Genomic DNA, 16,960 nt, shown 5'->3' with positions numbered 1-16,960 from the left:
TATCGGCGGGCCTCGAAGGAGGGCTCCAGAATCCATGTCGCCATCTGGAGGCCTTCTTCGAGGCCTCCACGATGCTCCGGCACCTCAGGATGAGAGCGGGAGCCGGAAGGACCGACGCAGTCCTACACCCGCATCGGCATCAGCACGTAGAGCGCGGCGGCACCCTCGCGGTCCTGAATCAGCGTTGGCGAGCCCGGATCGGCGAGCTTGAACAGGGCGGTGTCGCCCTCGAGCTGCGCCGTGATGTCGAGCAGATAGCGGGCATTGAAGCCGATATCGAGGTTGGCCGCCTCGTAATCGACATCGAGCTCCTCCGTGGCGCTGCCCGAGTCCGGGTTGTTCACCGAGAGGGCGAGACGGCCCTCGGCCAGCCCCAGCTTCACCGCGCGGCCGCGCTCGGACGAGATGGTCGAGACCCGGTCGACCGCCTTGGCGAAGGCGTCGCGCTCCACGGTCAGCCGCTTGTCGTTGTTGGCCGGGATCACCCGCTGGTAATCCGGGAAGGTCCCGTCGATCAGCTTGGAAATCAGGGTCAGGCCGCCGGCGAAGCGCAGGCGGATCTTGGCGGGCGACAGGTCGACCGCGACGGTCTCGCCGCCGTCGTCGAGGAGCTTCTGGATCTCCGCCACCGCCTTGCGGGGCACGATCACGCCGGGCATGCCGACGCTGCCCTGCGGCGCCGGGATCTCGACCCGGGCGAGCCGGTGGCCGTCGGTGGCCACGGCCCGCATCACCGGGCCGGCCTCGGTCTCCAGCGTGTGCAGGTAGATGCCGTTGAGATAGTAGCGCGTCTCCTCGGTGGAGATCGCGAATTGCGTCTTGTCGATCAGGCGCTTGAGATCGGCGCTGGCGATCTCGAAGCCGTGGGGCATCTCACCGGCGGCGAGGTCCGGGAAATCGCCTTCCGGCAGGGCCCCGAGGGCGAAGCGCGAGCGGCCGGAGCGGATCGTCATCTGGCCGGCCTCGCCGCCGGTCTCCAGGGAGACCTGCGCGCCGTCGGGGAGCTTGCGCACGATGTCGTAGATCACGTGCGCCGGCACCGTGGTGGCGCCCGCATCGGCGACGTCGGCCGGAACCCCCTCGGTGACCTCGATGTCGAGATCGGTGGCCCGGAGCTGGAGGCTCCCGCCTTCCGAGCGCAGCAGGACGTTCGACAGGATCGGGATCGTGTTGCGGCGCTCGACGACCCGGTGCACGTGGCCGAGCGACCTGAGCAGGGCCGCGCGCTCGACAGTGACTCTCATCGCAATACTCGAATGGTGTGGGCGGCGCCGCGGCCGGCAGCCGTCGCGGAATATGGCCGTTCAGCTTGGCGAAGGGGACTCGGGAACGCAAGGCCGCCATGGGTGCGCCGCACAGCGACCTCGACCATCCCGTCGGCGCCATGTCGGATTCAGGGTTTCCGTCCAGGCCGCCCCGTGCGAAAGCGCCGCAACCGAACCGAGACCGTCCAGATCATGCTGCAGAGCGTCGAGACCGCAGGCCCCACAGGCACCGCACCGAGCGCCGGGAGGATCCTGGCCGCGAGCTTCGTCGGGACGGCGATCGAGTTCTTCGATTTCTACATCTACGCCACGGCCACCGCCCTGGTGATCGGACCGGTCTTCTTCCCCGCCGGCGCGCCGGGCGTTCAGCAGCTCAGCGCCTTCGCGACCTTCGCCATCGCGTTCATCGCGCGGCCAGTGGGTGCAGCCCTGTTCGGGCATTTCGGCGACCGGGTCGGCCGCAAGGCGACGCTGGTGGCGTCCCTGCTGATCATGGGCCTGTCCACCGTCCTGATCGGCTGCCTACCGACCTACGCCACGGCCGGGTGGTGGGCTCCGGCGGCGCTCTGCATCCTGCGCTGCGGGCAGGGCATCGGGTTCGGCGGGGAATGGGGTGGGGCGGCTCTGCTGGCGGTGGAGAACGCACCGCCGGGCAAGCGCGCGTGGTACGGGATCTTCCCGCAACTCGGCGCGCCGGTCGGCTTCATTCTGGCCAATCTCGGCTTCCTGGCGCTGAGCTTCGGCCTGTCGCCCGAGAACTTCCAGGCCTGGGGCTGGCGGCTGCCGTTCCTGGCCTCCGCCGCCCTGGTCGGCGTCGGGCTCTACGTGCGCCTGAAGCTCACCGAGACGCCCGCCTTCAAGGCCGCGCTGAGCCAGGCCAGCCCGGAGCGCGTGCCGTTCGCCACGATGCTGACGCAGCACGGGCGCGCGGTCCTGATGGGCACCTTCGCCATGGTGGCGGTCTACGCGGTGTTCTACCTGTCGACCGTGTTCGCCCTGGGCTACGGCACCGGCACGCTCGGCTACACGCGGCCGAGCTTCCTGCTGTTCGAGTGCATCGCCGTCTGCTTCATGGCGCTGGGAACCGTGATCTCGGGCGCCGCCGCCGACCGGTTCGGGCGCCGGCCGGTGCTGCTCTCCGGTATGGCCGCCGTGTTCCTGCTGGGCTTCCTCATGGGGCCGATGCTGGGGACGGCCGCCGGCACCGGGACGTGGCCGCCGGTCCTCGGCTTCCTCTGCCTCAGCCTCCTGGCGATGGGCTGGGTGTTCGGCCCGATGGGCGCCCTGCTGCCGGAGCTGTTCCCGACCCGGGTGCGCTACACCGGCGCCTCGGTCACGTACAATCTCGCGGGAATCCTGGGCGCATCCGGAGCGCCCTACATCGCCCAGGAACTCGCGGCCTATGGCGGGATCGGCTTCGTCGGGATCTACCTGGCGGTCGCCGCGACCCTCAGCTTCGTCGCCGTCCTGGCGATGCCGGAAACGTCTGGCCGCTAGAGCCGTTCCGGATCGGATTGGGACGGGGTCGATGGACATGCCCATGCCGGACCACGCGTAGGTTTCCTCTCGCGTGCGGGAGAGATGTGCCCACGCAGTGAGCCGGGTGAGGGATCAGGTCTGCCCAGGCGAGGCGCAACCGGGCCCCGCGGCGCGGACGCCTCACCGTGAAGCGTCCTAGCATTCACCCCAACCCTCTCCCGCACGGGATAGGGGGCATGACGCGGCTGTCTCGGCAGGAGACGCTTGTCGTCCAGGCCGTGGCAACCGGATCGGGAACGGCACTAGGCCCGGCCGGCGCCCGGCTCGAAGCGGCCGAGGAACCGGGTCCGCTCCCACAGCTCGATCGTGTTGCGCTCCAGCATGGCGCGCACCTGGCGCTTCGCTTGGCTGTCGTCCTCGGCCAACACGACCTCGGCCGAGAAGACGCGTCCGGCGCGGTCGAGCTTGAACGCCCGGTAGGCGCGGCTGCGATGGGCGGTATCGGCGTTCAGGGCAAGCATCGGGACCTCCTCTGCGGCCGAACGTTCCAGCAGAGGGTTAACGGCACGTAAACGGCGCGCGGGCCGGGTGTTGCGCCTCGTTACAGCGCGCATCCTGGCCGGGGCGACGGGCCGTGACCGGATCCGGAGCGCTCAGCTCCGCTTGTCGAGGGGTCGGCCCAGCAATCGGGCGAACTCGGCCTCGATCTCCTCCACCGAGAACGGGTTGCCGGCTGATTTGGCGTCGGACCGGGTGACCGGCGGCTCGAACGTCGGAGCGACCTTCGGCAGCACCGGCTGGGCCGGCGGCTGCGGAGCCGGGACCGGCTCCAGCGCTGTCGGGGGTGCGGGCGACACGACCGGAGGTTTCGGCGTGACCGGTGCCGCCGGCCTGTCCGGGATCGCAGCCGCAGGCACCGGCTCAGGCGCGGGCGCCGGAGGGGTGGCGGCCATGGCAGCCGCCACCGGATCGACACCCTCCGGCGCGGCGGGCACCGGGGCGGGCGTGACGGCGGAGGACGGGCGCGAGAGCGCGGCCTGAAGCTGCCGGGCCATGTCGGACAGGATCGCCGGATCGACCGAGCGGCGTTCGGACGGGACGGCGAGGCTCGGGGCTTGCGCCGCTCCCGACTCGTCCGGCTCGGACTCGACCTTTCGCTCGGAGGCGGGGCGCGGCGGGGACTCAGCGAGCGGCGGCGCGGTCCGGCTCAGGATCCGCCGCGGCGTCGTCGACTCGCGTGGCGCCCGAGGCGGCGCGATGGGTGCCTCTGCGACCGGATCCGGCGCCAGGGGCGCGGAGACATCCTGGCCGGGCTCATCACCGCCGAGAAGGGCGGCGTCGAGCGGCAGGGTCACGGGCGGTGCGGCTGCGGAGCGTGGCACGGGTGACGGCACGACCACCGGCATCGCGAAGCCCGGATCGAACAGGGGCTCGGCGCGGCGACCGGCCGTCTCGGCCAGGGCGCGCGGCGGCTCGGGCAGGCGCCCGCCCTGGACCAGGGGATCGGGCAGCGGCTCGTCGAGAGCATCCGGGGCCGGCTCGGACCGGAGGCTCGCCTCCGGCAGCGGGCGCTGGGTGCGCTGGATGTTGCGCTCGACCACCACGTCGTTGGGGCCGCCCACTAGGAGCAGGTGCTCGACATTGTCCCGGCGCAGCAGGATCAGCTGGCGCGCGCGGTCGAGCTCGTAGACATCGACGATCCCGAGCCGGGGCTGCCGACCGCGGCCGCCCGCGCGCCCCGGCAACGCGAGGTTGCGTCCCGTGAGCCGCCGGACCGTGAAGACGATGGCCGCAAGCGCCGTGAAGATGACGGCGAAAATCACGACGTACTGGACGATGGGGGAGCCGTCAGAACCGAACACGGATTGCAGCCATCGCAAAATTACGCACTCGCACGTTCCGGCCGCCGCTGGTTCGCGACCGGCACGGCTTGTCCATACCACGCCGGCAGGGCTGCAAGGCAAATGACGTTAAGAGTTCGTTAACAGACCTTTTAAACCAACGCTATCAAGACAATAGGTTGTGAAGAGGGTCTCGCGCGGGCCCCTCGGGAACCGGATTGCCGCAGCCAGCACATGCCGGCCCCCGACCGCGCGGTCAGAGGCGATCAGGCAGGGACCGGCCTGACCGATCGGCGGCGTGGCCACCCGTCGTTGCTGGCTCACCCACATCTTTAACGCACCGTTAACCATGCAGGCGGCAGATTTTGCCGAGCCCGCCGGCTTCGGCGCGGCCCCGCCGGAGGCGACCTTGGCCCTCACAGACCTGCCCGTGCTCGGCATGCTGCGCACCCGGATGCAATGGGCCCAGGCGCGCCAGGGCGTGATCGCCGAGAACGTGGCCAATGCCGACATGCCGGGCTTCAAGCCCCGCGATCTCGTGGAGCCCCGCATAGACCGGGCAACCGGCACCCTGGTCTCATCGTCGACGACCCTGGCGCTGACCAGCCCGGCCCACATCGCCCCGGCCGGGCAGGGAGCGGGCGACGCCGCGTCGAAGCGCGCGAAGGGCTTCGAGACGCGCCCGAGCGGCAACGCCGTCAACCTCGAGGACGAGATGATGAAGGCCGGCGACAACCAGTCGGACTATCAGCTCGCCGCCTCGCTCTATCAGCACAGCCTGACCACCCTGAAGATCGCCGTCGGCAAGAGCTGAGCATCTGGGACAAAGGCTGTTCGGTCACGGCGCGGAGGGCCTGAACCATGGAATTCAGCAAGTCGCTCACGGTGGCGGCGGCCGGCCTCAAGGCCCAGTCGGGCCGGATGCGGATCATCGCCGAGAATATCGCCAACGCCGATTCCGCGCCCGCATCGCCCGGGGCGGAGCCCTATCGGCGCAAGATCCCGACCTTCACCAGCCATCTCGACGGCGAGACCGGGGCCCGGCTCGTGGAGGCCGGCCGCATCCGGCGCGACCCGTCGGCGTTCCGGACCAAGCACGAGCCCGGAAACCCGGCGGCCAACGCCCGGGGCGAGGTGCAGATGCCCAACGTCAACGCCCTCATCGAGAACATGGATCTGCGCGAGGCCCAGCGCTCCTACGAGGCCAATCTCAACATGGTCACCTCCACCCGCAAGATGCTGGCGCAGACGCTGGCGATCCTGAAGTGACCGCGTAGGAACGCGCAGCAAGGACTCTGGCCATGGCTTCGAGCAACTTCGCGGCGGGCGCCTACGCCGCCGTCCAGGGCCTGGCCTCCGGTCGGCCCACCCCCCGGGTGCAGCCGGCCGCGGAGGCGGGCGGCGACTTCATGCAGCTTCTCGGACAGACGCTGGACAGCGTCGGCGATGCCGGGCGGCGGGCCGACGCGCAGGCCGTCTCGGCCGCGTCCGGCAAGGCCAACGTGGTCGACGTGGTCACCGCGGTGGCCGAGAGCGAGACCGCCCTCCAGACCATGGTCGCGGTGCGCGATCGCATGATCTCCGCCTACGAGGAGATCATGCGGATGCAGATCTGACGCCGCGCCCCGACCGGATTACCGGCATCGGATCATCCAGCCCAGTCCCCTCAGGATGAGGGCGGAGGTTCGGATAGACGTTCGACCGGCGGGAACCGCCCCGCCTCCTGCGCCGCCATCCCGGCTCACATTGGCACCTTCATGACCGGCCTCGCCATTCTCGACATCGCCCGCGACGGCATCTTCGTCTTCCTGAAGATCGCCGGACCGCTGATGCTCGTCTCCCTCGCCGTGGGGCTCGCCGTCTCGCTGGTCCAGGCCCTGACCCAGGTCCAGGAGCAGACCCTGATCTACGTGCCCAAGATCGTCGCGGTGTTCGCCGCGCTGCTGTTGATGCTGCCGTTCATCGGTGACGCCATGGCCGGCTACATGGTCCGCATCGCCGCCCGGATCGCGGCGGGCGGCTGATGCACAATCCCGCCGCGACAGGGGCCAGATTCGCGTGCCATAGGGGCGGCGATGAACCTGCTCGTGCCCGGGATCGCGTCGGCCTTTCTGATCACCTTCGCGCGCGTCGGCACGCTGATCATGCTGATGCCCGGGATCGGCGAGCAGACGGTGTCGCCGCGGCTGCGTCTCGCCTTCGCGGTGCTCACGACGCTGGTGCTGTTCCCGACCGTGCGCCCGCTGCTCGGCGGCACGGAGGGGCTGGCCGGGCCCCGGCTGATCGGACTGCTGTTCGGGGAGACGATCGTCGGGCTGGTGCTCGGCCTCACGGTGCGGATGGTGCTCGCCGCCCTGCAGACCGCCGGGGTGATCATCTCGGCGCAGCTCGGCCTGTCCTACGCGATGACGGTGGATCCGAGCCAGGGCGGCCAGCAGGTGGCGATCGGCAACTTCCTGTCGCTGCTCGGGATCACGCTGATCTTCGCCGCCGACCTGCACCATCTCGCCATCGAGGGCTTGGCCCGCAGCTACGTCGTGCTGCCGCCGGACGGCGTGCCGGCCTTCTCGGACGCGCTGATGCTGGCGACCCGGGCGCTCGCCCGCGGCTTCACGCTGGCGGTCCAGATCTCCGGGCCGTTCATCGCCTTCGGCCTCCTGTTCAATCTCGGGCTCGGCGTGCTGTCGCGCCTGATGCCGCAGTTGCAGGTGTTCTTCCTGGCGGTCCCGGCCTCAGTTCTGGCCGGAATGGTCATCCTGATGGGCGCCCTCGGCGTCATGATGGGAGTCTTTCTGGACGATATCGGCCGGTATCTCGGCGCGTATGTCGGCCGATGACCGTGCCCGCCCCCCGCCGCTTCCGCACGCGCTGAGGTCGATGCGCGATGGCTGAGGGCGCGGATGACGAGGACAAGACCGAGGAGCCGTCCCAACGGCGCCTCGATCAGGCGATCGAGCGCGGCGACGTCGCGAGCAGCACCGAGATCAACACCTTCGCGTTGCTGGCCGCCTTCACCCTCGCCCTGATGGTTGCGGGCCCGAGCATCGCGCAGAACCTCCTGTACGGGTTGAAGGCCTATCTGGCGAACGCCCACACCCTTCCGGACGACGCCACCGCCATGAAGGCCGCCGCGACGCGGGGGCTCTGGCTGTGGCTCCAGGCGGTGGCGGTTCCGGTGGGCCTGGCCATCGTCGCGGGTCTCGCCGCGGGCCTGCTCCAGCACCCGCTGGTGTTCAGCACCGAGACGCTGATGCCGAAATTCGAGCGGCTGTCGCCGATGGCAGGCCTGAAGCGCCTGCTCGGCATCGAGGCCTGGTTCCAGTTCGGCAAGGGACTGGCGAAGATCACGATCGTGGGCGTGGTCGGCGCCGTCCTCCTGTGGAACGACCGCGACCGGCTCGAGGTGTTCGTTCAGCTCGATCCCACCGCGTGCCTGCCGGCGATCCTGTCCCTGAGCCTGCGGCTGCTCGCCGGCATGCTGTGCATGCACCTCGCGATCACCCTGGGCGACGCGCTCTACGCGCGGTTCCGCTGGCGCAAGCGCCACCGCATGACGAAGGAAGAGCTGAAGCAGGAGATGAAGGAGTCGGACGGCAACCCGGAGGTCAAGGGCCGCATGAAGCAGCTGCGCATGGCGCGGGTGAAGAAGCGGATGATGGCCGCCGTGCCGACCGCCACCGTGGTGGTGACCAACCCGACCCACTATGCAGTGGCCCTGCGCTACGAGCCCGGCATGGCCGCGCCGATCTGCGTCGCCAAGGGTGTCGATGCGCTGGCTCTGCGGATCCGCACGGTGGCGGCCGAGCACGGCGTCGCGGTGATCGAGAACCCGCCGCTGGCCCGAGCGCTGCATGCCACCGTGGAGATCGACCGCGAGATCCCCGCCGAGCATTACCGGGCGGTGGCCGAGGTGATCGGGTTCGTCCTGCGCCTGCGCCGGAGGGCCGCGTAAGCCCCGGCCGCAGCGGCGGCCGGACGATCGGCCGGGAAAGCCACGCTTCGTCCACCTTTTTTCGCGAGGCTGTGCCGAGGCTTGGCGCGACGTCAGTGGTGCCGCGCTGCCCTTGCCCTGATATGGCCGGCAGGCCTAACCGGGGGATCGTTCTGGAATGAAGCCGATGGCCGACGTCACTGGACCTCCGGCGCCCGCCGGGGGCCCGCAGAATTCTGGACTGCCGATCTCCGGCGCCCAGGGTCCGGTCCCGCAGGGGACGGGGTCGATCGACCGCTCGGAGCAGCCGGGCCGGGTCGGGCTGCTGCTGGTCCTTGCGGGCCTGCTGGTTGGGGCTGCGATCGGCCTGTCGTTCGTGGCGAACGAGCAGGCTCAGTCGCTGATCGTGTGGCTGCTGGCGCTTCTGGCCATGGCCGGCGTCTTCTTCCTATTCGCCCTTGCGATCGGCGCGCTCCAGCTCAGCGGCAGCGCCGCCCGGGACGACATCACCAAGGGCATCGTCGACGCCTCGCCCGACGGCGCGCTGGTCGTCGAGGATAGCGGCCGGCTGATCTACGCCAACGAGGCCTATCTGCGGATCGCCGGCGGCGAGACCTTCTCGAACCTCGTCCCGGTCGAGCGCATCCTGGTCGGCTCGCCGGAGGTCTCCGAAGCGGTCTACCGCCTGTCGCAGGCCTCGCGCGACGCCCGCGCCCATACCGAGGAAGTGCGGATGTCGCCGCCCCTGGGGCCGGTCGGCGGGGAGCGCAGCTTCGGCTGGTACCGGGTCTCGGTCCGGCCGCTCCTGCGCCCGCGCCGGGCCGCCGCGCTTTGGACGGTCGCCGACATCACCGCCGAGCGCGAGCGCCAGGAGAACGTCTTCCAGGAACTCCAGCACGCGATCGACTATCTCGACCATGCCCCGGCGGGCTTCCTGTCGATCGATCCGGCCGGCGCCATCGTCTACATGAACGCGACGCTCGCCGCCTGGCTCGGCTACGACCTGGCGAGCGTCGGCCCAGGGGGCCCGCACCTCACCGAGATCGCTCCCGAGGCGGACGTCCTGGTGCGCACCGCCGGGCTGCCGGGCGAGGTGCGCACCGACCGGTTCGACCTGGACCTGCGCCGCCGCAACGGCCACACCCTGCCGGTGCGGCTCTATCATCGGGTTGCCTTCGGCAAGGATGGCAAGCCGGGCTCCTCGCGCACCTTCGTGATCAACCGCTCCGCCGGCGCCGAGACCGACGAGCCGCAGCGCGCCGCCGAAGTGCGCCTCGCCCGCTTCCTCAACAACTCGCCCATCGCCATCGCGACCCTCGACCGGACCGGCCGGATCGCCCGGGCCAATGCCTCCTTCACCCGGCTGTTCGGCACGGTGCCGCGCCAGGTCGAGGACGGCGCGATCGGCGTCGAGGGCGCGACGCGGGCCGAGCCCAACGTCGCGGATTCGGTCGCCGACCGCACCGCCCTGGAGGCCGGCCTCGCCCGCGCGACAAGCGGCCTGACCGATCCCGAGCCCATCGAGGTCCAGCTGAACGGCCCGGGCGGCCGCTCGGCGCGGGTGTGGCTCAGCCCGGCCGACGGTGGCGACCCGGTTCAGCAGACCGACGAGGCCGAGCGCGTCATCCTCTACGCCCTCGACACCACGGCGCAGCGGCAGCTGGAGCAGCAGGTCGCGCAGGCGCAGAAGATGAACGCCGTGGGCCAGCTCGCAGGCGGGATCGCGCACGATTTCAACAACGTGCTGCAGGCGATCATCGGCTACTCGGACCTGCTGCTGGCCAGCCACCGGCCGACCGACCCGGCCTTCCAGGACATCATGCAGATCAAGCAGAACGCCAACCGGGCGGCGGGCCTCGTCCGCCAGCTCCTGGCGTTCTCACGGCGGCAGACGCTGCGTCCGGAGGTGATGAATGTCGGGGAGGCGCTCTCCGAGCTGACCCTACTGCTGAAGCGCCTGCTCGGCGAGCGCGTCGCCCTGGAGCTGAAGCACGGCCGCGAGATCTGGCCGGTGAAGGCCGACGTCAACCAGTTCGAGCAGGTGATCGTCAACCTCGCGGTCAATGCCCGCGACGCCATGCCGGACGGCGGCAAGCTGATGATCCGGACCGAGAACGTGACCGATCCGGGCCCTGCGGCGGTGGCGGACGGGCGCGGCGGCGCGCCGGCGGGCGATCATATCCTCATCGAGGTTCGCGACACCGGGCAGGGCATCCCGCCCGAGCTGATGGAGAAGATCTTCGAACCGTTCTTCACCACCAAGGAGATCGGCAAGGGCACGGGGCTCGGCCTCTCGACGGTCTTCGGTATCGTCAAGCAGTCCGGCGGCACCATCGACGTGCAATCGACCGTCGGGGAGGGGACCGCCTTCCGCATCTACCTGCCGCGGCACGTCCCCGTCGCCGAGCACGAGGAAGCGCCGCTCGTAACCGCCACACCGGCCCTGCCGCGGACCGAAGCGGCCGCTCTGCCGTCGCTGTCCGGGCAGGATCGGGCCGGCGGCGCAGCGCCCCCCGCCGGCGAGTCGGCCGCGCGCGCCGAGGCCAAATCCGAGGCCAGGCCCCAAGCGAAGATCGACGCACCGGCGCCGCGCAAGCCGGCGGCCGACCATACGGGGCAGGGGACCATCCTCCTCGTGGAGGACGAGGATCCGGTCCGGGCGGTCAACAGCCGGGCGCTCTCGGCGCGCGGCTACACGGTGCTGGAGGCCGCTTCGGGCCTCGAGGCCCTGGCGATCGTGCGCGAGGGGATTCAAGAGATCGACCTCGTCGTCTCCGACGTCGTCATGCCCGAGATGGACGGCCCGACCCTGCTGCGGGAGGTGCGCAAGCATCAGCCCGACCTGAAGGTGATCTTCGTCTCCGGCTACGCCGAGGATGCGTTCCGCAAGAACCTGCCGGAGGGTGAGACCTTCAACTTCCTCCCCAAGCCCTTCAGCCTGAAGCAACTCGTCGAGACGGTGAAGAAGACGATGGCGGATTGAGGCGGCGGTTCGTTGGCGACCTGCCCGGCACGAGGGGTTCGGCAGCATGCTACGGACGCCTGCGACGGCCGCGTCCAGCAGGTCGGACTGAGGGGCAGCTCCGGAACGGCAGACGGCCCCGGAGAAGCTCCGGGGCCGCCAAATGTCTCGCATCGATGAACCAGCCGCGCCCGTTCTGGCCGCGGTGGGGAGGCTTACGCCTCGCCCTCGTCGAGGTCGTCCGCCGTGGGCGTGGCGTTCTCCAGGATCTTCTCGGCAACGAGGCCTGAATTCTGGCGGATCGAGGCCTCAATCTTGGACGCGATCTCCGGGTTGTCGCGCAGGAACCCCTTCGAGTTCTCGCGGCCCTGGCCGAGGCGCTGGCTGTTGTACGAGAACCAGGCGCCCGACTTCTCGACGATCCCGGCCTTCACGCCGAGGTCGATCAGCTCGCCCACCTTCGACACGCCCTCGCCGAACATGATGTCGAACTCGACCTGCTTGAACGGCGGCGCGACCTTGTTCTTCACCACCTTCACGCGGACCTGATTGCCGATCGCCTCGTCGCGGTCCTTCAGGGTCGAGATCCGGCGGATATCGAGGCGCACCGAGGCGTAGAACTTCAGGGCGTTGCCGCCCGTGGTGGTCTCGGGGCTGCCGTACATCACGCCGATCTTCATCCGGATCTGGTTGATGAAGATGACCATGCAGTTCGAGCGCGAGATCGAGCCGGTGAGCTTGCGCAGGGCCTGGCTCATCAGGCGCGCCTGGAGGCCGGGCTGACTCTCGCCCATCTCGCCCTCGATCTCGGCCCGCGGGGTCAGCGCGGCGACCGAGTCGACCACCAGCACGTCGATGGCACCGGAGCGCACCAGCGTGTCGGTGATCTCAAGGGCCTGCTCGCCCGTGTCGGGCTGCGAGATCAGCAGGTCGTCGAGGTTCACGCCGAGCTTGCGGGCGTAGACCGGATCGAGCGCGTGCTCGGCATCCACGAAGGCGCAGACGCCGCCCTTCTTCTGGGCTTCGGCGATCGTATGAAGCGCCAGCGTCGTCTTGCCGGACGATTCGGGACCGTAGATCTCGATTACGCGGCCGCGGGGCAGACCGCCGACGCCGAGGGCGATGTCGAGCCCGAGCGAACCGGTGGAGATGGTCTCGACCTCCTGCACCTTGTCGTTCTTGCCGAGCCGCATGATCGAGCCCTTGCCGAAGGCACGCTCGATCTGGGCCAGGGCGGCGTCAATGGCCTTGGACTTGTCCTTGTCCACCGGGGGCATGTCGACCACTTTCAATGCGGGCTGGGCCATCTGGCGGGATCCTTATGAAGGGGTTGGGCGCCGTTCACAACGCGCTTCAACACCCGCTCTATGTACCTGTTTTGTTCTCATTCGGCAAGTGCGAGAGAACGGTTCGGGGCAGATCGCTCCACAGTTGAAAGGCCCAGGCCTTCCCTTGGCGAAGCGGCCGTGCCGCAAGCCTAGCCGCTGACGGCGCCCGGTACGGTTGCCAGTTGAAGGCTTCGGTCAGCGGGTCCCGCGTCATCACGAGCGCAGCGCAGGAACCCAGGGCAGCGCGCGCCTCGCCGGCATGGCGCTGTCCGGGTCGCTTCGCTCTGCTTGAAAAGACCGTGGCCTGGTTGTGGGGGGACACACAGACAACGATCGCACAGGTGATGCTTGATCTCCTCGACGCCGGCACAACCAACGCGATCGATCCCGAGGATCTGCGAGACATCCTCGACGGTCGCGATGAGATCGCCCGCGCTTTGAGCGCGTCGGTCAGTGACGCAACGGCTGCGTTCCGACGATTCGGCCTATGACGTCTCGACGGTCTAGCGGCGCCAGGCCCCACGAGAACAGGAGACCACGGCGCGGCCATCCCAGCCACCAGCTCATCCTGAGGCGCCAGCGCGAAGCGGAAGCTTCGAAGGAACCCTCCAGGGATCGCAGGGCTGGCTGGAGCCCTCCTTCGAGGCGCGCAACGCGGTCACCTCAGGACGAGGGAGATGAGATGGATGCCCGACCGATGTACCGCCACGTGCTATCGCGTGCAGCGATCGGCACCTTCCTGGATCCCGGAATGGTCCATGGCTTCGCCACCGCCACCGGTGCAGACGGAGCGATCAGAAAGTCCCGCGCTGTGCGAAGCAGACACCAAATCATCCTGGCGGCGAAAACGCGAAAGCCCCGCGTTGCCGCGAGGCTCCCACCGACAAGACATGACCCAACGTCGGCCCGGGATGCGCCAGGGCCCTGAGACCCCGACCGCCACCCGATCAGGCGGCCTCGCCGGTCTCGGCCTGCAGCGTCGCGTCGCCCTCGACCAGCTTCCAGGTCTTGGTCTTCGAGAACGGGCGGCACTCCTCGATGAACACCGTCTGCCCGACCTTGGCGACATTCGCCTCATCGTGCGCGTGGTAATTCTTCGAGCGACGCACGGTCTTCTTCATCACCGGATGGGTGAAGCGACGCTCCACCTTCACCACGATGGTCTTCTCACCCTTGTCGCTGACGACGGTGCCCTGCAGGATGCGCTTCGGCATGGTTGTCTCCTAAAACCCGCCTCAGCCCTTGGCCTGCTGCAGCGTCTTGGCACGCTGCAGAGTCCGGACACGGGCGATGTCGCGGCGGACCTCACGGACGCGGGCGACGTTCTCGAGCTGGCCGGTGGCCCCTTGAAAGCGCAGGTTGAACTGCTCCTTCTTGAGGTTGATCAACTCGTCATTCAGCTGATCCGGCGACAGGGCCTTGAGATCAGACACTCGTTGGGTCGACTTCACGATATCCTCCGTTCAGTCGGCGATGCGCTGGACGACCCGCGTGCGGATCGGAAGCTTCGCGGCGCCGAGGCGGAGCGCCTCCTTGGCGATGTTTTCGGCAACGCCGTCGACCTCGAACATGATCCGGCCGGGATGGACCCGGGCCGCCCAGTAATCCGGGGCGCCCTTACCGGAGCCCATGCGGACCTCGGTCGGCTTCGACGAGACCGGCACGTCCGGGAACACCCGGATCCAGACGCGGCCCTGGCGCTTCATCTCGCGGGTGATCGCGCGGCGGGCCGCCTCGATCTGGCGGGCGGTGACGCGCTCGGGCTCCACTGCCTTCAGACCGAACTGGCCGAAGTTCAGCTCGAAGCCGCCCTTGGCCGCACCGTGGATGCGGCCCTTGAACTGCTTGCGGAAGCGGGTCTTTTTCGGTTGCAGCATGGCTTCCTACCTTACGCGTGCTCGCGCTCGCGGCGTCCGCGCTCGCGGCCGCCCTCGCCATCGCGCTCACGGCGTCCGCCGGAGCGGCCGCCCTCTTCCTGGGCCTTCTTGTCCTGGGCCATCGGGTCGTGCTCAAGGATCTCGCCCTTGAACACCCACACCTTGATGCCGCAGGTGCCATAGGTCGTGAACGCCGTAGCGGTCCCGTAGTCGACATCGGCGCGCAGCGTGTGCAGCGGGACGCGACCCTCGCGGTACCATTCCTGTCGGGCGATCTCGGCGCCGCCGAGACGGCCCGAGCAGTTGATCCGGATACCCTCGGCGCCCAGACGCATGGCCGACTGGACGGCCCGCTTCATGGCGCGCCGGAAGGCGACGCGGCGCTCGAGCTGCTGGGCGATCGAGTCGGCCACCAGGGTGGCGTCGATCTCGGGCTTGCGCACCTCGACGATGTTGATGGTCACGTCGGCCTTGGTCATGGTGCCGACGAGCTTGCGCAGCTTCTCGATATCCGCGCCCTTCTTGCCGATCACCACGCCCGGACGACCCGAGTGGATGGTGACGCGGCACTTCCGGTGCGGACGCTCGATGACGATCTTGGAGACCGCCGCCTGCTTGAGCTGCTTCATGAGGGCGGCGCGGATCGCGACGTCCTCGTGCATGAGCTTCGCGTAGTCGCCCTTGTTGGCGAACCAGCGGGAATCCCAGGTCCGGTTGATGCCGAGCCGAAGACCGATCGGGTTGACTTTCTGGCCCATCAGTTCCTCCTCAAGCCGCTTCGGCCTGGCGGACTTCACGAACCACGATGGTGAGGTTCGAGAAGGGCTTCAGGATACGCGCGCCGCGGCCGCGGGCGCGGGCGTGGAAGCGCTTGAGAACCAGCGCCTTGCCCACGAAGGCCTGGGAGACGACGAGGTCGTCGACATCCAGATCGTGGTTGTTCTCGGCGTTGGCAATGGCGCTCTCGAGGCACTTCTTGACCTCGGTCGAGATCCGCTTGCGCGAGAACTGGAGCTCGGCCAGCGCCGTGTCGACCTTCTTGCCGCGGATCATCTGCGCCACGAGGTTGAGCTTCTGCGGGCTGACGCGCAGCATGCGCGCGACGGCCTTCGCCTCGTTCTCGGGGAGCGCGCGGGGGGTGGCTTGCTTGCCCATCTCAGCGCCTCTTCGCCTTCTTGTCGGCCGCGTGGCCCGGGAAGGTGCGGGTCGGCGAGAACTCGCCGAACTTGTGACCGACCATCTCCTCGGACACGTAGACCGGGATGTGCTTCTGCCCGTTGTGCACACCGAAGGTGAGCCCGACGAACTGCGGGAGGATCGTGGAGCGGCGGCTCCAGATCTTGATGACCTCGGAGCGCGAGGATCCCCGCGCCGCCTCGGCCTTCTTGAAGAGGTAGCCGTCGACGAACGGCCCCTTCCAGAGAGAGCGTGCCATAGCGATTACTTCTTGCGGTTGTGGCGGCTGGACAGGATGAACACGTCGGTCCGCTTGTTGGACCGGGTCTTCTTCCCCTTGGTGGGCACGCCCCACGGCGTGACCGGGTTGCGGCCGCCCGAGGTGCGACCCTCGCCGCCGCCGTGCGGATGGTCGACCGGGTTCATCGCCACGCCGCGGTTGTGCGGGCGCTTGCCAAGCCAACGGTTGCGCCCGGCCTTGCCGAGCGAAATGTTCATGTGGTCCGGGTTCGAGACCGCGCCAACGCTGGCGAAGCACTGACCATGGACCAGGCGCTGCTCGCCCGAGTTCAGGCGCAGCGTCACGTAGCCCTGGTCGCGGCCGACGATCTGCGCGTAGTTGCCGGCCGAGCGGGCGATCGCGCCGCCCTTGCCGATCTTCAGCTCGACATTGTGGACGATCGTGCCCACCGGCATCGAGCCGACCGGAGCGGCATTGCCCGGCTTGATGTCGACGCTCTCGCCGGCCACCACCTTGTCGCCCGGCTGCAGGCGCTGGGGAGCCAGGATGTAGCTCTGCTTCCCGTCGGGGAAGTTGATCAGCGCGATGAACGCCGTGCGGTTCGGATCGTACTCGATCCGCTCCACCGTGGCAGCGACGCCGAGCTGCTCGCGACGCTTGAAGTCGACGTTGCGCAGCACGCGCTTGTGGCCGCCGCCGCGGAAGCGGACGGTGATGCGGCCGAGATTGTTCCGGCCGCCGGAGGACGACTTGCCCTCCGTCAGCGCCTTCACCGGCTTGCCCTTGTAGAGCTCACGGCGGTCGACGAGCACGAGCTGGCGCAGGCTCGGCGTGACCGGTTTGAATGTCTTCAAGGCCAT

20 protein-coding genes are annotated in these 16,960 nt (G+C 69.2%); 9 read left to right on the top strand and 11 right to left on the bottom strand.

Annotation, left to right across the window (positions count from 1 at the left end; genetic code table 11):
- Window positions 1–122: 122 nt before the first annotated feature.
- Entirely contained in the window at window positions 123–1,244 is a 1,122-nt protein-coding gene (dnaN, locus tag AC3WSN_RS11515; RefSeq protein ID WP_492538075.1) for a DNA polymerase III subunit beta, read from the bottom strand.
- A gap of 213 nt (window positions 1,245–1,457) precedes the next feature.
- Between dnaN and AC3WSN_RS11510 the strand changes: the two genes are divergently transcribed.
- Window positions 1,458–2,762: an MFS transporter gene (locus tag AC3WSN_RS11510; protein WP_492538073.1), complete on the top strand. Its 1,305-nt coding sequence runs from the start codon at window positions 1,458–1,460 to the stop codon at window positions 2,760–2,762.
- Window positions 2,763–3,046: 284 nt separating this feature from the next.
- Here the strand turns inward: AC3WSN_RS11510 and AC3WSN_RS11505 are convergent, their stop codons facing one another.
- Window positions 3,047–3,265 carry a hypothetical protein gene (locus AC3WSN_RS11505; protein WP_192708818.1) on the bottom strand — a complete coding sequence of 73 codons (219 nt, stop codon included), beginning with the start codon at window positions 3,263–3,265 and terminating at the stop codon, window positions 3,047–3,049.
- A 132-nt stretch (window positions 3,266–3,397) separates the two neighbouring features.
- Window positions 3,398–4,606 (bottom strand): hypothetical protein, encoded by a 1,209-nt coding sequence (locus AC3WSN_RS11500; protein ID WP_492538071.1) that lies wholly within the window; start codon window positions 4,604–4,606, stop codon window positions 3,398–3,400.
- A gap of 388 nt (window positions 4,607–4,994) precedes the next feature.
- Here AC3WSN_RS11500 and flgB point away from each other — a divergent pair, with 388 nt between their 5' ends.
- The 7 genes from flgB to cckA all read left to right on the top strand — a co-directional run bounded on the left by flgB (window position 4,995) and on the right by cckA (window position 11,499).
- On the top strand, window positions 4,995–5,399 hold the full coding sequence (gene flgB, locus AC3WSN_RS11495; protein ID WP_492538069.1) for a flagellar basal body rod protein FlgB: 405 nt from the start codon (window positions 4,995–4,997) through the stop codon (window positions 5,397–5,399).
- A gap of 47 nt (window positions 5,400–5,446) precedes the next feature.
- Entirely contained in the window at window positions 5,447–5,854 is a 408-nt protein-coding gene (flgC, locus tag AC3WSN_RS11490; RefSeq protein WP_192708815.1) for a flagellar basal body rod protein FlgC, read from the top strand.
- 32 nt (window positions 5,855–5,886) lie between these two features.
- On the top strand, window positions 5,887–6,201 hold the full coding sequence (fliE, locus tag AC3WSN_RS11485) for a flagellar hook-basal body complex protein FliE (RefSeq protein ID WP_192708814.1): 315 nt from the start codon (window positions 5,887–5,889) through the stop codon (window positions 6,199–6,201).
- Window positions 6,202–6,342: 141 nt separating this feature from the next.
- Window positions 6,343–6,609 carry a flagellar biosynthesis protein FliQ gene (fliQ, locus tag AC3WSN_RS11480; protein ID WP_192708813.1) on the top strand — a complete coding sequence of 89 codons (267 nt, stop codon included), beginning with the start codon at window positions 6,343–6,345 and terminating at the stop codon, window positions 6,607–6,609.
- A gap of 51 nt (window positions 6,610–6,660) precedes the next feature.
- Entirely contained in the window at window positions 6,661–7,422 is a 762-nt protein-coding gene (gene fliR, locus AC3WSN_RS11475; RefSeq protein WP_192708812.1) for a flagellar biosynthetic protein FliR, read from the top strand.
- Window positions 7,423–7,469: 47 nt separating this feature from the next.
- Window positions 7,470–8,537 carry a flagellar biosynthesis protein FlhB gene (gene flhB, locus AC3WSN_RS11470; protein ID WP_492538066.1) on the top strand — a complete coding sequence of 356 codons (1,068 nt, stop codon included), beginning with the start codon at window positions 7,470–7,472 and terminating at the stop codon, window positions 8,535–8,537.
- Between the two features lie 166 nt (window positions 8,538–8,703).
- Window positions 8,704–11,499 carry a cell cycle histidine kinase CckA gene (gene cckA, locus AC3WSN_RS11465; RefSeq protein ID WP_492538064.1) on the top strand — a complete coding sequence of 932 codons (2,796 nt, stop codon included), beginning with the start codon at window positions 8,704–8,706 and terminating at the stop codon, window positions 11,497–11,499.
- A gap of 194 nt (window positions 11,500–11,693) precedes the next feature.
- Here the strand turns inward: cckA and recA are convergent, their stop codons facing one another.
- The gene (gene recA, locus AC3WSN_RS11460; protein ID WP_492543071.1) at window positions 11,694–12,755 is read right to left on the bottom strand and encodes a recombinase RecA; all 1,062 of its coding nucleotides are present in this window, start codon (window positions 12,753–12,755) and stop codon (window positions 11,694–11,696) included.
- Between the two features lie 395 nt (window positions 12,756–13,150).
- Here recA and AC3WSN_RS11455 point away from each other — a divergent pair, with 395 nt between their 5' ends.
- A complete protein-coding gene (locus tag AC3WSN_RS11455; protein WP_492538062.1) occupies window positions 13,151–13,297 on the top strand; it encodes a hypothetical protein in 147 nt (48 codons plus the stop codon).
- A 456-nt stretch (window positions 13,298–13,753) separates the two neighbouring features.
- On the opposite strand, the gene rpsQ is transcribed toward AC3WSN_RS11455, so the two are convergent.
- Genes rpsQ through rplB form a run of 7 tightly spaced genes read right to left on the bottom strand, consistent with a single transcriptional unit; the run spans window position 13,754 to window position 16,960 of the window.
- Window positions 13,754–14,020 carry a 30S ribosomal protein S17 gene (gene rpsQ / locus AC3WSN_RS11450; RefSeq protein WP_492538060.1) on the bottom strand — a complete coding sequence of 89 codons (267 nt, stop codon included), beginning with the start codon at window positions 14,018–14,020 and terminating at the stop codon, window positions 13,754–13,756.
- 21 nt (window positions 14,021–14,041) lie between these two features.
- Window positions 14,042–14,257 (bottom strand): 50S ribosomal protein L29, encoded by a 216-nt coding sequence (gene rpmC, locus AC3WSN_RS11445; RefSeq protein ID WP_158169164.1) that lies wholly within the window; start codon window positions 14,255–14,257, stop codon window positions 14,042–14,044.
- Window positions 14,258–14,269: 12 nt separating this feature from the next.
- Window positions 14,270–14,683, bottom strand: coding sequence for a 50S ribosomal protein L16 (gene rplP, locus AC3WSN_RS11440; RefSeq protein ID WP_012319193.1), 414 nt, complete (start codon window positions 14,681–14,683; stop codon window positions 14,270–14,272).
- Window positions 14,684–14,694: 11 nt separating this feature from the next.
- Window positions 14,695–15,441 (bottom strand): 30S ribosomal protein S3, encoded by a 747-nt coding sequence (gene rpsC, locus AC3WSN_RS11435; RefSeq protein ID WP_012319192.1) that lies wholly within the window; start codon window positions 15,439–15,441, stop codon window positions 14,695–14,697.
- 10 nt (window positions 15,442–15,451) lie between these two features.
- Complete coding sequence (rplV, locus tag AC3WSN_RS11430) at window positions 15,452–15,838, bottom strand: 50S ribosomal protein L22 (protein WP_012319191.1); 387 nt, start codon at window positions 15,836–15,838, stop codon at window positions 15,452–15,454.
- A 1-nt stretch (window position 15,839) separates the two neighbouring features.
- A complete protein-coding gene (gene rpsS / locus AC3WSN_RS11425) occupies window positions 15,840–16,118 on the bottom strand; it encodes a 30S ribosomal protein S19 (RefSeq protein WP_192708807.1) in 279 nt (92 codons plus the stop codon).
- Window positions 16,119–16,123: 5 nt separating this feature from the next.
- Window positions 16,124–16,960, bottom strand: coding sequence for a 50S ribosomal protein L2 (rplB, locus tag AC3WSN_RS11420; protein ID WP_020094256.1), 837 nt, complete (start codon window positions 16,958–16,960; stop codon window positions 16,124–16,126).

The organism is Methylobacterium sp. FW102-HT35C08, assembly GCF_058790235.1.
The sequence above is the reverse complement of the archived record's forward strand: the minus strand, read 5'-3'. Positions and strand labels throughout refer to the sequence as shown.

Bases quoted from the DNA above. Each gene is read 5' to 3' on its own strand.
- flhB (WP_492538066.1), top strand. From the start codon at position 7,470: ATGGCTGAGGGCGCGGATGACGAGGACAAGACCGAGGAGCCGTCCCAA.
- rplP (WP_012319193.1), bottom strand. From the start codon at position 14,683: ATGCTGCAACCGAAAAAGACCCGCTTCCGCAAGCAGTTCAAGGGCCGC.
- fliQ (WP_192708813.1), top strand. From the start codon at position 6,343: ATGACCGGCCTCGCCATTCTCGACATCGCCCGCGACGGCATCTTCGTC.
- flgC (WP_192708815.1), top strand. From the start codon at position 5,447: ATGGAATTCAGCAAGTCGCTCACGGTGGCGGCGGCCGGCCTCAAGGCC.
- AC3WSN_RS11510 (WP_492538073.1), top strand. From the start codon at position 1,458: ATGCTGCAGAGCGTCGAGACCGCAGGCCCCACAGGCACCGCACCGAGC.
- cckA (WP_492538064.1), top strand. From the start codon at position 8,704: ATGGCCGACGTCACTGGACCTCCGGCGCCCGCCGGGGGCCCGCAGAAT.
- fliR (WP_192708812.1), top strand. From the start codon at position 6,661: ATGAACCTGCTCGTGCCCGGGATCGCGTCGGCCTTTCTGATCACCTTC.
- fliE (WP_192708814.1), top strand. From the start codon at position 5,887: ATGGCTTCGAGCAACTTCGCGGCGGGCGCCTACGCCGCCGTCCAGGGC.
- recA (WP_492543071.1), bottom strand. From the start codon at position 12,755: ATGCCCCCGGTGGACAAGGACAAGTCCAAGGCCATTGACGCCGCCCTG.
- AC3WSN_RS11505 (WP_192708818.1), bottom strand. From the start codon at position 3,265: ATGCTTGCCCTGAACGCCGATACCGCCCATCGCAGCCGCGCCTACCGG.
- rplV (WP_012319191.1), bottom strand. From the start codon at position 15,838: ATGGGCAAGCAAGCCACCCCCCGCGCGCTCCCCGAGAACGAGGCGAAG.
- AC3WSN_RS11455 (WP_492538062.1), top strand. From the start codon at position 13,151: ATGCTTGATCTCCTCGACGCCGGCACAACCAACGCGATCGATCCCGAG.
- rplB (WP_020094256.1), bottom strand. From the start codon at position 16,960: ATGGCCTTGAAGACATTCAAACCGGTCACGCCGAGCCTGCGCCAGCTC.
- rpsS (WP_192708807.1), bottom strand. From the start codon at position 16,118: ATGGCACGCTCTCTCTGGAAGGGGCCGTTCGTCGACGGCTACCTCTTC.
- dnaN (WP_492538075.1), bottom strand. From the start codon at position 1,244: ATGAGAGTCACTGTCGAGCGCGCGGCCCTGCTCAGGTCGCTCGGCCAC.
- rpsC (WP_012319192.1), bottom strand. From the start codon at position 15,441: ATGGGCCAGAAAGTCAACCCGATCGGTCTTCGGCTCGGCATCAACCGG.
- rpsQ (WP_492538060.1), bottom strand. From the start codon at position 14,020: ATGCCGAAGCGCATCCTGCAGGGCACCGTCGTCAGCGACAAGGGTGAG.